Annotated in this window: 14 protein-coding genes; 7 read left to right on the plus strand and 7 right to left on the minus strand. The window is 66.6% G+C overall.

Translation table 11 applies throughout. The annotated features are described in order from the left end of the window. Positions 1–30: 30 nt before the first annotated feature. The 3 genes from rpoB to AC5Y49_RS15380 form a co-directional block, all read right to left on the minus strand. Positions 31–3519, minus strand: a complete 3489-nt coding sequence (gene rpoB / locus AC5Y49_RS15370) for a DNA-directed RNA polymerase subunit beta (RefSeq protein ID WP_499888400.1) — start codon at positions 3517–3519, stop codon at positions 31–33. A gap of 399 nt (positions 3520–3918) precedes the next feature. Then, entirely contained in the window at positions 3919–4989 is a 1071-nt protein-coding gene (locus AC5Y49_RS15375) for an ABC transporter ATP-binding protein (protein ID WP_499888404.1), read from the minus strand. Positions 4990–5113: 124 nt separating this feature from the next. Further along, on the minus strand, positions 5114–6619 hold the full coding sequence (locus AC5Y49_RS15380; protein WP_499888407.1) for a carotenoid oxygenase family protein: 1506 nt from the start codon (positions 6617–6619) through the stop codon (positions 5114–5116). 68 nt (positions 6620–6687) lie between these two features. Between AC5Y49_RS15380 and AC5Y49_RS15385 the strand changes: the two genes are divergently transcribed. Next, complete coding sequence (locus tag AC5Y49_RS15385) at positions 6688–7383, plus strand: TetR/AcrR family transcriptional regulator (RefSeq protein WP_499888409.1); 696 nt, start codon at positions 6688–6690, stop codon at positions 7381–7383. 27 nt (positions 7384–7410) lie between these two features. Here the strand turns inward: AC5Y49_RS15385 and rplL are convergent, their stop codons facing one another. The 4 genes from rplL to AC5Y49_RS15405 all read right to left on the minus strand — a co-directional run bounded on the left by rplL (position 7411) and on the right by AC5Y49_RS15405 (position 10382). Further along, positions 7411–7806, minus strand: coding sequence for a 50S ribosomal protein L7/L12 (gene rplL, locus AC5Y49_RS15390; RefSeq protein WP_499888411.1), 396 nt, complete (start codon positions 7804–7806; stop codon positions 7411–7413). Between the two features lie 32 nt (positions 7807–7838). Continuing rightward, entirely contained in the window at positions 7839–8405 is a 567-nt protein-coding gene (gene rplJ / locus AC5Y49_RS15395) for a 50S ribosomal protein L10 (protein WP_499888413.1), read from the minus strand. 293 nt (positions 8406–8698) lie between these two features. Then, positions 8699–9601: an ROK family protein gene (locus AC5Y49_RS15400; protein WP_499888414.1), complete on the minus strand. Its 903-nt coding sequence runs from the start codon at positions 9599–9601 to the stop codon at positions 8699–8701. Positions 9602–9608: 7 nt separating this feature from the next. After that, positions 9609–10382, minus strand: coding sequence for an endonuclease/exonuclease/phosphatase family protein (locus tag AC5Y49_RS15405; protein ID WP_499888416.1), 774 nt, complete (start codon positions 10380–10382; stop codon positions 9609–9611). A gap of 18 nt (positions 10383–10400) precedes the next feature. On the opposite strand from AC5Y49_RS15405, the gene AC5Y49_RS15410 reads away from it, so the two are divergent. From AC5Y49_RS15410 to mmaA2, 6 genes are all read left to right on the plus strand, one after another. Beyond that, positions 10401–10955, plus strand: coding sequence for a nucleotidyltransferase (locus AC5Y49_RS15410; protein ID WP_499888418.1), 555 nt, complete (start codon positions 10401–10403; stop codon positions 10953–10955). Positions 10956–10967: 12 nt separating this feature from the next. Continuing rightward, entirely contained in the window at positions 10968–11570 is a 603-nt protein-coding gene (locus AC5Y49_RS15415) for a DinB family protein (protein ID WP_499888420.1), read from the plus strand. Further along, positions 11557–12480, plus strand: coding sequence for an alpha/beta fold hydrolase (locus AC5Y49_RS15420; RefSeq protein ID WP_499888422.1), 924 nt, complete (start codon positions 11557–11559; stop codon positions 12478–12480). The genes AC5Y49_RS15415 and AC5Y49_RS15420 overlap by 14 nt, the downstream gene beginning before the upstream one ends. A 9-nt stretch (positions 12481–12489) precedes the next feature. Next, a complete protein-coding gene (locus tag AC5Y49_RS15425) occupies positions 12490–13836 on the plus strand; it encodes an ABC1 kinase family protein (protein WP_499888424.1) in 1347 nt (448 codons plus the stop codon). A gap of 56 nt (positions 13837–13892) precedes the next feature. Further along, positions 13893–14741, plus strand: a complete 849-nt coding sequence (locus AC5Y49_RS15430; protein WP_499888819.1) for an alpha/beta fold hydrolase — start codon at positions 13893–13895, stop codon at positions 14739–14741. 133 nt (positions 14742–14874) lie between these two features. Continuing rightward, entirely contained in the window at positions 14875–15738 is an 864-nt protein-coding gene (mmaA2, locus tag AC5Y49_RS15435; RefSeq protein ID WP_499888821.1) for a cyclopropane mycolic acid synthase MmaA2, read from the plus strand. Positions 15739–15808 lie beyond the last annotated feature (70 nt).

Consider the following 15808-nt stretch of genomic DNA (forward strand, 5'->3'; position numbering starts at 1 on the left):
CCCTTTCCCCTTTCGGGACTAGAAAACAAATTAGGCAAGGTCCTCAACAGAGGCGGATTCGTTGCGGGACAGGTTGATTCCCAGGTTGGCCGCAGCGCGCTCCAGGTCCTCGTCGTCACCGTCGCGCATCTCGATGGCGGCACCGTCGCTGGAGAGCACCTCGACGTTGAGGCACAACGACTGCAGCTCTTTGAGCAGCACCTTGAACGACTCGGGGATGCCCGGCTCGGGGATGTTCTCGCCCTTGACGATCGCCTCGTATACCTTGACCCGGCCGACGGTGTCGTCGGACTTGATGGTCAACAGCTCCTGCAGCGTGTACGCGGCGCCGTAGGCCTGCATGGCCCAGCACTCCATCTCACCGAACCGCTGGCCACCGAACTGCGCCTTACCGCCCAGCGGCTGCTGAGTGATCATCGAGTACGGGCCGGTGGAGCGGGCGTGGATCTTGTCGTCCACCAGGTGGTGCAGCTTCATGATGTACATGAAGCCAACGGTCACCGGGTACGGGAAGGGCTCACCGGAGCGGCCGTCGAACAGCACCGCCTTGCCGTCGCCGTTGACCAGCACCTCGCCGTCCCGGTTGGGCAGCGTCGAGGACAGCAGGCCTTGCAGCTCGGCTTCCTGGGCGCCGTCGAACACCGGCGTGGCCACGATGTTGTTCGGCTCGGCCTCCAGCAGTTCCTCAGGCAGCTTTTCCGCCCAGTCCGGCGCGCCGTCGACCTTCCAGCCGCTGTGCGCGCACCAGCCCAGGTGGGTTTCCAAGATCTGGCCGATGTTCATCCGTCGCGGCACACCGTGGGTGTTCAAGATGATGTCCACCGGGGTGCCGTCCGGCAGGAACGGCATGTCCTCGACGGGCAGGATCTTGCCGATCACGCCCTTGTTGCCGTGCCGGCCGGCCAGCTTGTCACCGTCGGAGATCTTGCGCTTCTGGGCGACGTAGACGCGGACCAGTTCGTTGACCCCGGCCGGCAGCTCGTCGTCGTCCTCGCGGGAGAACACCCGGATGCCGATCACCTTGCCGGACTCGCCGTGCGGCACCTTCAGCGAGGTGTCGCGGACTTCGCGGGCCTTCTCACCGAAGATCGCCCGCAGCAGCCGCTCCTCCGGGGTCAGCTCGGTCTCCCCCTTCGGGGTGACCTTGCCGACCAGGATGTCGCCGTCGCGAACCTCGGCGCCGATGCGCACGATGCCGCGCTCGTCGAGGTCGGCCAGCACCTCATCGGAGACGTTCGGGATGTCCCGGGTGATCTCCTCGGCGCCCAGCTTGGTGTCGCGGGCGTCGATTTCGTGCTCCTCGATGTGGATCGAGGTCAGCACATCCTCCTCGACGAGGCGGTTGGACAGGATGATGGCGTCCTCGTAGTTGTGACCCTCCCACGGCATGATCGCCACCAGCAGGTTCTTGCCCAGCGCCATCTCGCCGTTGTCGGTACACGGACCGTCGGCGACCACCTGGCCGGCCTCTACCCGCTGGCCGGCGTCGACCATCGGACGCTGGTTGGCGCAGGTGCCGTGGTTGGACCGGGCGAACTTGCGCATCCGGTAGGTCTGCCGGGTGCCGTCGTCGGCCATCACGGTGATGTAGTCGGCCGAAACCTCCTCGATGACGCCGCTCTTGTCGGCGACGACGACGTCGCCGGCGTCGATCGCGGCGCGCAGCTCCATCCCGGTGCCCACCAGCGGCGCCTCGCTGCGCACCAGCGGAACCGCCTGGCGCTGCATGTTGGCACCCATCAGGGCGCGGTTGGCGTCGTCGTGCTCGAGGAACGGGATCATCGCGGTCGCGACCGACACCATCTGGCGCGGCGAGACGTCCATGTAGTCCACTTCGGCCGAGGACACGTACTCGACCTCGCCGCCCTTGCGGCGCACCAGGACCCGGGCCTCGGTGAACCGGCCGTCGTCGTCGATCGGCGAGTTGGCCTGCGCCACCACGTGGCGGTCTTCCTCGTCGGCGGTCAGGTAGTGGATCTCGTCGGTAATTACACCGTCGACCACCTTGCGGTACGGCGTTTCGATGAAGCCGAAGGGGTTCACCCGCGCGTAGGTCGCCAACGATCCGATCAGACCGATGTTCGGACCCTCCGGCGTCTCGATCGGGCACATCCGGCCGTAGTGGCTGGAGTGCACGTCGCGGACCTCCAGGCCGGCACGCTCACGGGACAGACCGCCGGGGCCCAGCGCCGAGAGGCGACGCTTGTGGGTCAGACCCGACAGCGGGTTGTTCTGGTCCATGAACTGGGAGAGCTGGCTGGTGCCGAAGAACTCCTTGATCGCAGCAACCACCGGGCGGATGTTGATCAGGGTTTGCGGCGTGATCGCCTCGACGTCCTGAGTGGTCATCCGTTCGCGGACCACCCGCTCCATCCGGGACATGCCGACCCGGATCTGGTTCTGGATCAGCTCACCGACCGTGCGCAGCCGCCGGTTGCCGAAGTGGTCGATGTCGTCGGTTTCCACCGGCACCTCGACGCCGCCCGGCGCGGTCATCGTGGGCTGCCCCTCGTGCAAGCGCACCAGGTACTCGATGGTGGCGACGACGTCCTCTTCGGTCAGGGTGGTCGTCGATGCGCCGCTGACGCCGAGCTTCTTGTTGACCTTGTAGCGGCCGACGCGGGCCAGGTCGTAGCGCTTCTCCTTGAAGAACAGGTTCTCCAGCAGGGTCTGCGCCGATTCCTTGGTCGGCGGCTCGCCCGGGCGCAGCTTGCGGTAGATGTCCAGCAGCGCCTCGTCGGTGCCCGCGGTGTTGTCCTTCTCCAGCGTCGACATCATGATCTCGGAGAAGCCGAACCGCTCGGTGATCTGCTCGCTGGTCCAGCCCAGCGCCTTGAGCAGCACGGTCACCGGCTGACGACGTTTGCGGTCGATGCGCACCCCGACGGTGTCGCGCTTGTCGACGTCGAACTCCAGCCACGCGCCGCGGCTCGGGATCACCTTGACCGAATGCAGCGTCTTCTCGGTCGACTTGTCGATGGTCTCGTCGAAGTACACGCCGGGCGAGCGGACCAGCTGGCTGACCACCACCCGCTCGGTGCCGTTGATGATGAACGTGCCCTTCTCGGTCATCATCGGGAAGTCGCCCATGAACACCGTCTGGCTCTTGATTTCGCCGGTGTTGTTGTTGATGAACTCGGCCGTGACGAACAGCGGGGCCGCGTACGTCATGTCCTTGTCTTTGCACTCGTCGACGGGTGCCTTGACCTCGTCGAACCGCGGGTCGGAGAAGGACAGTGACATCGAGCCGGAGAAGTCCTCGATCGGCGACAGCTCTTCGAGCACCTCTTCCAGACCACCGGTGGTCCTGCCATCAGGGCGGGCAGCGGCCGCTTCGCGCCAGTGGGGCGCGCCGATCAGCCACTCGAAGGAATCGGTCTGCACGTCGAGAAGACCGGGAACCTCGAGCGGTTCACGCAGCTTGGCGAAAGAAATTCGGTTAGGCGCTCCGGGAACGGAGCCATTTGATGAAATCTGAGTACCTGAGGGGTTCTTCTTGCTCTGGCGCGAGACTGCCAAGATGCATCCTTCCAGCACCTCGTGCGACTAACGAAAGCCGGCGGGCACCGGACCTGTTCGCCGCGATAACTGTGTCGGTTCGGCTGGCGAACGAACTGTCCGAAACTCACGCACGCAGCTAGATCGCTGAGCCGGAACGGGCTCAGGCTAGGACCACGGTGTCAAGTGGCGGGTGAGGTGGGCAGGAGGCAGCCAGCGCAACGTCCAACAATAGCGCAGGACGGCGCATTCCTCAACTACCGCGCTCCGGGGGTACCGGCGATCTGGCGCTGGCCGCCGTCTTCGCCTTCCCGTGCACACATGCTGCCCAACAGATTGGCCCCTTCAGGCCCTCCCGTCAAGGGTTGACGCGCCAAGTTGTCAGCAGAACTCCTTCCACATATTGCGCGCCGTTGTCGCTTACTGAGTGCGGATCGTCTCGGTGGGTGCGTCGTAGTCGCGATGGCGGCCACGGTCACCCGCGTCGCCGAACTCGCTGGCTGAGTACTCATTGGTGCCCTCGAGGGAGTCGAGGATCGCCTGCTGGGCGCCCTTGGGCAAAGTGTGCAGGTTCTCCCGGACCCGGGCCTGGCGCCGGGCGACCGCTTTGCGTTCGGGCATTCCCGGGGTAACGGTGATCTGCGGCGGCACGCCCTCGATCTCCTCGACGCCGCCGTCGTGGTGGCCGGCGTCCAGGTGCGCCTGCTCTTCGGCCATGGTGGCCTCGTCTTTTTCCTCCGACATCCCGATCGGCCCGATCCGGCGGCCGTTGAGGAACTGGCGGACGACCGGCTCGTCGCTGGTCAGCAACACCTCGCGCGGACCGAACATCACCAGCTTGCGACGGAACAGCATGCCCATGTTGTCGGGCACCGTGCGGGCGATGTTGATGTTGTGCGTGACGATCAGAATCGTGGCGTCGATCTGGGCGTTGATGTCGATGAGCAGCTGGCTCAGGTAGGCGGTGCGGACCGGGTCCAGACCCGAGTCGGGCTCGTCGCACAGGATGATCTTCGGGTCGAGCACCAGCGAGCGGGCCAAGCCGGCGCGCTTGCGCATACCGCCGGAAATCTCGCCGGGGAACTTCTTCTCGTCGCCGCCCAGACCGACCAGGGTCAGCTTCTCCATGACGATGTCACGGATCTCGCTTTCCTTCTTCTTGGTGTGCTCGCGCAGCGGGAACGCGGTGTTGTCGTAGAGGTTCATCGAGCCGAACAGTGCGCCGTCCTGGAACATCACACCGAACAGGGTGCGGATGTCGTAAAGCTCTTTGGCCGAGCACTCGGTGACGTCGGTGCCGTCGACGATGATCGAACCGCGCTCCGGGCGCAGCAGGCCGATCAACGACTTCAAGAACACTGATTTGCCGGTACCTGAGGGGCCCAGCAGCACACTGACCTCGCCCTCCGGGATGTCCATGGTGACGTCTTCCCAGATTCGCTGGGATCCGAAGGACTTGGTCAGTCCTTCGACCTGGATGCCGATTCCCATGCGAAATCCTCTCGATGACGTTGCTGGTGTGGCCTGTGGTTTCAGTCACTTTAGCGCATGCACGCGACCAGCGACACGACTATCGTCCGCGGTCGCGGCGGCCTGCCAGCAATGACACGTACGTCTAATACCGCGGCGCCCAGTTGCCGTGAAAACCCATCGGCACCCGTTGCGGCAGATGAACCGTTGCCACCGACTCGAGGGTTTGCGCATCGACCAAGACCAGTTGGCCTTCGTCGCGGCCGCGGTGGTAGCCATACCCGAGCAGGATGCCGTCGTCCTCGGCGGCAGCGGCCACTGGATTGGGCACGAACGACATCTCGCCGAGCAGCAGCTCGGGGTCGAGCGCGGCCACGGTCGCCGACCCGGTCAGGTAGTCGTGCTTGTACAGCGCGCTGGACATATCGGTCTTCCCGTCGTCCAGGAAGCCGCCCTCGAGCCCGACGGTGTAGCCAAACCGGTGCTTGCCACCCAACAGGCTCTCGTTGATGCGAGGAAATTCCTGCGGCCGGTCGTCACGGCGTTCGGTGCTTACCGAACCGGTCGTCAGGTTGATGGTCCAGCGGTCCAGGGTGGGCCGGCTGTCGCCGGGGCCGCGCAGGTCGCGGTCGAACATCCGCGCGTAGCGCACCACATCGAGCACCAGCACCTCGGCGCCCTCGCGGGTTTCCGTATAGGCGTTGAGCGGGTGGTAGACGTAGCACGGTTCGATGTCGAACCACTTGACGTCACTGTTGTCGCCGTCGCGGGGCATGACGCCGATGCGCGCAGGGTAGTGGTCATTCCACTTGTAGGGCATCTGGTGGATGGGTTGGCGGTTGCGGTTGGTCATCGCGGTGATCGGGCTGGGCATCCGGACACGTCCGAGCACCGCTTGCGCCACCAGCCGGGCCGGCGCATTCAGCCAGCGCGGGACTGTCGTCGGCAGCACCTGCACCGGGTCGAAGGTCACCGGCAGGTCGTAGATCACCACATATTTGTCGGTCAGCGAGAAGTCGTGCATCATCGGCGATCCGGTCACCGCGATGTCCACGGTCCGGCGGGCCCGCCCCTGGGTGTCGATCACCGAGTACTGCACGCTGTGTCCGCGCGCAAAGGAGTAGGACACCGCGTGCAATTCGCCGGTGGCCGGGTCCCGGTGCGGGTGGGCGGTGTAGCCGCCGGAAAGGGTGCCGTCGAAGTCACAGGTTCCCACGGTGTCGAGGTCATCGGTGAGCCGGTAGTTGGCGCCGCCGCCCTCGACAAGCGCCAGGGTTTGTCCGGCATGGCTCAGCACGTTGGTGTTGGGACCGACCGACAGCATGCCGGCGCGCGGATTGAGCCCGGCGGGCTCGGGCTCGCCCAAAGCCGCGCACACCGGCGAGTTGCGGACCCAGCGGTTGCGGTACCAGCAGGCCTGCCCATCGCGCAGCGCAACGCCGTGCACCATCGCGTCGCCGCTGAACCAGTGATAGGTGGCGGGGTCGACGTCGGCGACCGGGTTGGGTCCATTGCGCAGATAGCGACCGTCGAGGTGTTCCGGAATGCGACCGGTCACCGGCAGGTCCGTCGCGGTGACCTCGCTGGCCACCGGCGCGAGGGAGCCCTCGAGGTACGGGTTGCGAGTCTGGGTGCTGGCAGTCGCGGTCATCTCCAACTCCTATAACGATGTTATTTCGGTGTTATGGACCGTACGCCTGCTGTGCCAAAATGGCAATGATGACTTCCCAGACCGAGCCGACTGCGCGTGCGGGGTTGGTGCATGCGGCGGTCAGCCTGCTCGACGAGCACGGGCCCGACGCGTTGCAGACGCGCAAGGTCGCCGGCGGGGCAGGCACTTCGACCATGGCGGTGTACACCCATTTCGGCGGGATGCAGGCGTTGATCGCCGCGGTGGCCGAGGAGGGTCTGCGGCAATTCGCCGATGCCCTGGCAGTGCCGTCGACCGACGATCCGGTCGCTGACCTGATGGCCACCGGCATCGCCTACCGGCATTACGCGATCCAACGCCCGCATATGTATCGGCTGATGTTCGGTAGCACCAGCGCGCACGGGATCAATGCACCGGCACACAACGTGGTCGCCTTGTCGGTGGCCGAGATCAGCGACCGCTATCCCAGCTTCGCGCGGGTGGTGGGACCGGTGCACCGCTCGATGCAGGCCGGCCGGATCGCCGGGGGTTCAGCCGGCTCGGCCGACGACGACGCCGCCGTGGTGGCGGTGGCCGCCCAGTTCTGGGCGGTCATCCACGGGTTCGTGATGCTCGAGCTGGCCGGCTACTACGGCGGCGACGGCGCGGCCGTCGGGCCGGTGCTGGCCGCGATGACGAAAAATCTTCTTGTCGCGCTGGGTGATTTACCCGAACGGGTCGAGCAGTCGCAGCGCTCGGCAGTACGCGAAGCCCCCGGAGCGTAGGCGCTCCGGGGGCTGTTGCGAATCGAATTACTTGACGGTGACGGTGGCGCCGGCAGCTTCGAGCTTGGTCTTGGCCTCGTCGGCGGCTTCCTTGGCGACCTTCTCCAGCAGCGGCTTGGGCGCGCCGTCGACCAGGTCCTTGGCCTCCTTGAGGCCTAGACCCGAGACGATCTCGCGCACGACCTTGATGACGCCGATCTTCTTGTCGCCGGCCGCCTCGAGGATGACGTCGAACTCCGACTGCTCCTCGGCGGCTTCGGCGCCACCAGCCGGGGCCGCGCCGCCGGGCGCGGCCGCCACGGCGACCGGAGCAGCGGCGGTGACCTCGAAGGTCTCCTCGAACTTCTTCACGAACTCCGAGAGCTCCAGCAGCGTCAGGTCTTTGAACGCGTCGAGCAGTTCATCGGTTGAGAGCTTGGCCATAGTGGTGTCCTTCCTTGGTGTGGGTACGGGGCTTATTCGGTGGTTTCAGTGGTTTCGGCGGCGGGCGCCTGGGCGGCGGGAGCCTCCGCGGCTTTCTTCTCCTGCAGGGCGGCAGCGAGCCGGGCCACCTGCGACGCCGGCGCGTTGAACAGCCCGGCGGCCTTGGCCATGTTGGCCTTCATCGCGCCGGCCAGTTTGGCCAGCAGCACCTCGCGGGATTCGAGGTCGGCGATCCGCTCGACTTCGGCGACGGTCAGCGGGTGACCGTCCATGTAACCGCCCTTGATGACCAGCGCCTTGTGGTCTTTGGCGAAGGTCTTGATGGCCTTGGCGGCGTCGACCGCCTCGCCGGTGACGAACGCGATTGCCGTCGGCCCGACGAACAACTCGTCGAGTCCTTCGACACCGGCCTCCGACGCGGCCTGCTTGACCAGCGTGTTCTTGGCCACCCGATAACTGGCGGAGTCGCCCAGCGATCGCCGCAGCTCGGCCAGGTGGGCCACTGTCAAACCGCGATACTCAGTGATCACGGTGGCCGTAGATGCCTTGAAACGCTCGGCGATATCGGTGACGGCGGCGGCCTTGTCAGCCCGGGCCATGCATGCCTCCTTGGGGTGGTCTTACCTGTCGCGCGACGACCCGCTGCGCCCGGCTTCGCCGCGCTTGCGATCGTCTCGACCCGGAAATCACGAACGCCCCGACGCAGGATGCGGTCGGGGCGTGAACATGGCGCCGGCGCGTGCCGACGTACGGTTGCCTCGTCCTCCTGCGTGGGCCGCCGGGAGTTCCCGGACCTTCAACCGATTGCTCGGTGACCAACGGTCTTGGGTGGATCGGCCACCACAATAGCGTGGCCATCTGCTATCAGCCAAAACAGCCGATGGCCAGTGACTCAAGTGACAGGTGTGACGAGCCGGGCCGCCCCGACCAGCCCGGCGTCGCCACCCAGCGCCGCGGGAACCACCCGCAGCCCAGCGAGGAAGTCCAAGCCGGCGTAGTCAGCCAGCGCCGCGCCCAACGGGGCGAACAGCACTTCCCCGGCCTTCGCGACGCCCCCGCCGATCACGACGAGGTCGAGGTCGCACACCGCCGCCACCGAGGCAATCATCGCGGCCAGCGCGCCCGCGGCGCGGCCGAACGCCTGCTGCGCCACCGGCTCACCGGCGGCGGCCGCCTCGGCCAGTGCCATCGCATCGCTCCCGTCCCAGCCATTGGCGCGGGCCCACCGCGTCATCGACGGACCGGCCGCGATCGTCTCGGCGCAGCCCCGGCCCCCGCACGAGCACGGCATACCGCCGATGTCGACGACCACATGCCCGACGTGTCCGGCGTTGCCGCTGCGGCCCTGATACGGGACGCCGTCGAGTACCAGCCCCCCACCCACCCCGGTGGAGACCACCATGCCGAGCAGGAAGCGTGCGCCGCGTCCGGCACCTCGCCAGTGCTCGCCGACTGCCATGCATAGCCCGTCGCCGGCCAGGTGCACCGGGACGCCCGGCACCGCGGCGGCGACCCGGTCGCGCAGCGGAAAATCACGCCAGCAGCCGATGTTGACCGGGCTCACGGTGCCGCCGGCCAGGTCGATCGGACCGGCCGACCCGATGCCGACCGCCCCGACGGTGCCGCCGGCGACATCCAGCGCCTCGCGGATCAGCGTTTGAGCTAGAGCCCAAACATCTTCTGCGCGTTGGCTATTCGGAGTAGGTCGGCTGTCGGCGTGGACCAGCACGCCATCGGCGTCGACGAGGCCGGCGGCGATCTTCGTACCCCCGATGTCGAGGGACAGTGTGAGCATGACGCGATCATTGCCGGTTGTGGCGCGAGACGTCGACAACAAGCGGCCGATGATCCGAAATCGGCAACGCGGGCGTCGAGCACGCCTCGGCAACCAGTTGGCTGTCGTCGGTCAGGATGTGGTCGAGCTGGCGATCGGGGGCATCGACGGGAAACGTCAGCACCGACGCGAGCGGACGCAACCGGGTCCGACGCGGCGTGGCCGGGCTCATGTTCAGGTCACCCATCAGCACCCGCGGGCCCTCGAAGCCGCGTAGATCGCGGATCAGTCGCCGCAACTGCAGCCGGTTCCAGCCCGGCACGAACGACAAGTGTGTATTGGCCACGGTCAGCTCGCCCAGGTCGGTGTCGAGCCGGGCGATCACCGCGGCCCGGGGTTCTTCGTCGACGACCTGCACCCGCCGCGGCGCCGGCAGATACATCGGAAACCTCACCGGGATCCGCGGCAGCCGCAGCACCTGCCAGCTCAGCGCCGGAAACCGGGACAGCAGCGCGATGCCGTAGGCCGCGGTGCCCGGCTGTTCGTCGCCGGTGGCGGCCATCCACGTCGCGCCGGGCGTGCCGGAGATCGCCGCGACGAACCGATGACTGACCGCACCCATGGCCTCGGCGGCCACCGCGGTCAGATCGGCCATCGCCGAGCGGGGCTGGTCGCAATCGACTTCTTGCAGGGCCAGGATGTCGGCGTCGAGTCGTCGCACACAGTCGGCGAGCCGGTCCACGTCGACTTCGCCGTCGTGGACGCTGCGACCGTGCAGGATGTTGAAGGTGGCCATCCGCATGGGTAGTACCTACCCAACATGACCGCATTCGCATCCAATGAACAGTTGCGCGAGGCACTGCGCCGCGCGGCGTCGGCGCTCAAGGCGCACGGGCCTCGGTTCGCGCTCGCCGGCAGCTACGCGCTGTGGGTCTACGGCGCACCGGAACCCGTGCACGACGTCGACTTCGCCGTCGCCGAGGCCGATGCCGACGCCGCCGCGCAGACACTGGCCACAGCGGGGTTCGCCATCGACCGCACCCCCGAAGACTGGCTGTTCAAGGCTTGCCTCGACGGCGCGGTGGTCGATGTGCTGCACCGGATCAACGGCGTGCCGGTCGACGCGGACCTGCTCGATTCGGCGGCCAGCCGCGACGTGTTGGCACTCCGGATGCCGGTGTTGTCACCGACGCAGGTCATGACCCAGAAGCTGTGCGCGCTGACCGAACACCATTGCGATTTCGCGTCGCTGCTGCCGGCTGTCCGCGCCGTTCGCGAGCAGCTGGACTGGGACCGGTTGCGCACAGACACCGTCGGCAACGACTTCGCGGTCGCGTTTCTGGTCCTCGCGGATCGCCTGGGCATCACGACGTGATAGGGACTACCCATGCCCGCTCTGGCCGCACCGGTCGCTGACGAGCGCAGCGCGCTGCGCGAGTATCTGGCCTATCACCAAAGCGCCTACTTCGCGGTGTCCTATGGACTCACCGACGAGCAGGCCCGCGCCACCCCGTCGGTGAGCGCGCTGTCGATCGGTGGGCTGGTCAAGCACGCAACCGGTCTGCAGCGGACCTGGATGGCACGAGTGGCTGCCGCGCCGGGCGCCCCGCCCAAAGACCCTCGGCCGTTCGAGGAGATCGCCAAGGAGTTCGGCGATCAGCACGTGATGCGGCCCGACGAGACACTGGCCGGGCTGCTGGGCGGTTTCAAGGCGCAGAACGCGGAATCACTGCGGCTCGTCGACAACGCCGACCTCGACGCCCCGGTGCCGGTTCCCGAGGATATTCCGTGGTTCCCCGACGATCTCGAGGCCTGGTCGGTGCGCTGGGTGATCCTGCACGTGATCAACGAGCTGGCCCGGCACGCCGGGCACGCCGACATCATCCGCGAAAGCATCGACGGCGCCACCATGTACGAGCTGATCGCCGGCCTGGAGAAGTGGGAACCACGTCCGTGGGTGACGCCGTGGCGCACGCATGCTGACCCGTAGCGGCGTCGCGCGCCGCGAAACCCCGGACGGCGTCGTCGAGATCTACTACGAGGACCTGGGCGACCCGGCCGATCCGCCGGTGCTGCTGATCATGGGTCTGGGTGCCCAGCTGCCGATGTGGCCCGACGGTTTTTGCGAGCAGTTGCTCGACGTCGGCTACCGCGTCGTGCGGTTCGACAACCGCGATACCGGGTTGTCGGCCAAGATGGACGGGCATCGGGCCGACGGCACGGCCTACCGGCGTGCTTGGCGGTACTTGATCGGCAAGACCAGCACGGTGCCCTACACGCTGCGCGACATGTCCGACGACGCCGTCGCGCTGCTCGACCATCTCGGAATCAGCCGCACGCACGTCGTCGGCGCGTCAATGGGCGGCATGATCGCCCAGATTCTGGCGGCCACCGAGCCGGACCGGGTGGCGTCGCTGGGCATCATCATGTCGACCACCGGCAAGCGGTTCTTCTCGGCGCCGCCGGCCTGGGCGGTGATCAAGCTGGTCTTCGACGCCCCGGGTAAAAACGCATCCGAGGAGCAGCGGCTGGCATTCGAGGTGCGCAACATCGCGGCGCTCAACGGCCCGAACTTCCTGCCGTCGAATGCAGACCTGCGCAAGCGGGTCCAGCAGCTGGCCGAGCGGGGCAGCTATCCGGCCGGCATGCGGCGCCATGTCGACGCGGTGCTGGGCACCGGCAGCCTGCTGGCCTACAGCAGGGCGATCACCGCGCCGACGGTGGTGGTGCACGGGTCGGCGGATCCGATGCTGCGGCCGCGTAACGGGCAGGCGGTCGCCGCGGCCATCCCCGGCGCGCGGTTTGTCGTGGTCGACGGCATGGGCCACGACCTGCCCGAACCGGTGTGGCGCCCGATCGTCGAGACGCTGACGGAGAACTTCGCGCTCGCCCGCCCATAGACTGCACGGATGAGTTCCAGCAATCATCGCGAGCTAGCGAAGCTTGACCGGGTGCCGTTGCCGGTCGAAGCGGCCCGCGTCGGCGTGACCGGTTGGCAGCTCACCCGTACTGCTGCCCGCATCGTCACCAAGCTGCCCGGCCGCGGCCCCTGGCAACAGAAGGTGATCAAGCAGCTGCCCCAGACCTTCGCTGACCTGGGTCCCACCTACGTCAAGTTCGGGCAGATCATCGCGTCCAGCCCGGGCGCCTTCGGCGAACAGCTTTCCCGGGAATTTCGGGGTCTACTCGACAAGGTGCCGCCCGCCGATCAGGGCGACGTGCAGAAACTCTTCATCGACGAGCTTGGCGCCGATCCATCGCAGCTGTTCGCCAGTTTCGACGAGCAGCCGTTCGCATCGGCCTCCATCGCTCAGGTGCACTACGCGACGCTGAAAAGCGGCGAAGAGGTCGTCGTCAAGATCCAACGGCCGGGGATCCGTCGCCGCGTCGCTGCCGACCTGCAGATCCTCAAGCGTTTTGCCCAGGCTGTCGAACTGGCCAAGCTGGGCCGCCGGCTCTCCGCCCAGGACGTCGTCGCCGATTTCAGCGACAACTTGGCCGAGGAGCTGAACTTCCGCCTCGAGGCCCAGTCGATGGAGGCGTGGGTCTCGCATCTGCATGCCTCGCCGCTGGGCCGCAACATCCGAGTGCCGCAGGTGTATTGGGACTACACCAGCGACCGGGTGCTGACGATGGAACGGGTGCACGGCATCCGCATCGACAACGCCGCCGAGATCCGTAAAGCCGGGTTCGACGGCACCGAACTGGTCAAGGCGCTGCTGTTCAGCCTGTTCGAGGGCGGTCTGCGGCACGGCCTGTTCCACGGCGACCTGCACGCCGGCAACCTCTATGTCGATGATCAGGGCCGCATCGTGTTCTTCGACTTCGGGATCATGGGCCGCATCGACCCGCGCACCCGCTGGCTGCTGCGCGAGCTGGTTTATGCGCTGCTGGTCAAAAAGGACCACGCCGCCGCGGGCAAGATCGTGGTGTTGATGGGCGCGGTCGGCACCATGAAACCCGAGGCTCAGGCGGCCAAGGACTTGGAGAAGTTCGCCACCCCGCTGACGATGCAGTCGCTGGGCGACATGTCCTACGCGGACATCGGCCGGCAACTCTCCACGCTGGCCGATGCCTATGACGTCAAGCTGCCCCGCGAGCTGGTGCTGATCGGCAAGCAGTTCCTCTACGTGGAGCGGTATATGAAGCTGCTGGCACCGCGTTGGCAGATGATGTCTGATCCGCAGCTCACCGGCTACTTCGCCAACTTCATGGTGGAGGTCAGCCGCGAGCATCAAAGCGACGTGGAGGTGTAGTGCAGGTCCGCTCCGGGACTGCCCGATCGGGTGATGTCGATCTTTACTACGAGGACATGGGCGACCCCGGCGACCCGCCGGTGCTGCTGATCATGGGTCTGGGCGCGCAGCTGCTGCTGTGGCGCACCGCGTTCTGCGAAAAGCTGGTCGCCGAGGGCCTGCGCGTCATCCGCTACGACAACCGCGACGTCGGCCTGTCCAGCAAGACCGAGCGGGGCCAAAGCTCCGGTGGGCCGCTGGTTTTGCGGATGCTTCGGTTCTGGCTGGGGCTACCCGGCAAATCGGCCTATGCGCTGGAACAGATGGCCGACGACGCCGCGGCGGTGCTCGACCATCTGGGGATCCGGCAAGCGCATGTCGTCGGCGCCTCGATGGGCGGCATGATCGCCCAGATCGTGGCGGCGCGGTTTGCCGAGCGGACGCGGTCGCTGGCGGTGATCTTTTCCAGCAACAACCGCCGATTCCTGCCGCCGCCCGGACCGCGGCAGCTGCTGGCGCTGCTCAACGGACCGCCACCAGGGTCGCCGCGCGACGTCATCATCGACAACGCGGTGCGGGTCACCCGGATCATCGGCAGCCCCGCCTACCCGGCACCCGAGCAGCGGATCCGCGAAGAGGCCATCGAGGGCTACGAGCGCAGCTTTTACCCGTGGGGTATTCCCCGTCATTTCAGCGCAGTGCTGGCCAGCGGCAGTCTGGTCGGCTACGACCGGCAGATCACCGCGCCAACCGTGGTATTGCATGGTCGGGCCGACAAGCTGATGCGGCCCTCTGGCGGGCGTGCGGTGGCGCGGGCAATCCGCGGCGCACGCTGGGTGACGTTCGACGGCATGGGCCACGAGTTGCCCGAGCAGCTGTGGGATCGGGTAATCGCCGAGCTGACGGCCACATTCGCCGAAGCCTGATACCCGATCGGCTGGTTTCGCAATTCGGTTCCCCACCCCTGATCGACTAGCATGTCCGGGGGGTATGGGGGTGCGGGTGGGGAGTCCCGCTCAGTCGAGGCGGAGACGTCGTAAAACCAGGAAGGCGCACACCATGGCGCAAAAGCTGAAGCCTCATTTTGAGGATGTACAAGCTCATTACGATCTGTCCGACGACTTCTTCCGGCTCTTCCTCGACCCGACCCAGACCTACAGCTGCGCCTACTTCGAGCGTGACGATATGACGCTGGAAGAAGCGCAGATCGCCAAGATCGACCTGGCGCTGGGCAAGCTGGGTTTGCAGCCCGGGATGACGCTGCTCGACGTCGGCTGCGGCTGGGGCGCCACCATGCGGCGCGCGATTGAGAAGTACGACGTGAACGTCGTCGGCCTGACGTTGTCGAAAAACCAGGCCGCTCACGTGCAGAAGACGCTGGACGAGATGGACAGCCCGCGCACCAAGCGGATTCTGTTAGAGGGCTGGGAGCAGTGGGAGGAGCCGGTCGACCGGATCGTCTCGATCGGCGCGTTCGAGCACTTCGGCCACGACCGCTATGACGACTTCTTCAAGATCGCCTACGGCGCGCTGCCCGACGATGGGGTGATGCTGCTGCACACGATCACCGGCCTGACCGGGCCACAGATGGTGGAGCGCGGGATCCCGCTGACCTTCGAGCTGGCCCGCTTCCTGAAATTCATCATGACCGAGATCTTCCCGGGCGGTCGGCTGCCGTCGATCGAGATGGTCGAGGACCGGTCGTCGAAGGGTGGCTTCACGCTGACCCGTCGCCAGTCGCTGCAGCCGCATTACGCCAAGACGCTCGACCATTGGGCCGCGGCGCTGGAGGGCAACAAGGACAAGGCCATCGAGATCCAGTCCGAAGAGGTCTACGACCGCTACATGCACTACTTGACCGGCTGCGCGAAGGGATTCCGCACCGGCTACATCGACGTCAATCAGTTCACGCTGGAGAAGTAAGCCAGTCGGCACCCCGCACTGGTAAAGGACAGGTATGGTGCTCTCACCAGTCGATGAGTTGCGCGGGAAT

It is taken from the genome of Mycobacterium sp. NGS62, assembly GCF_059812285.1.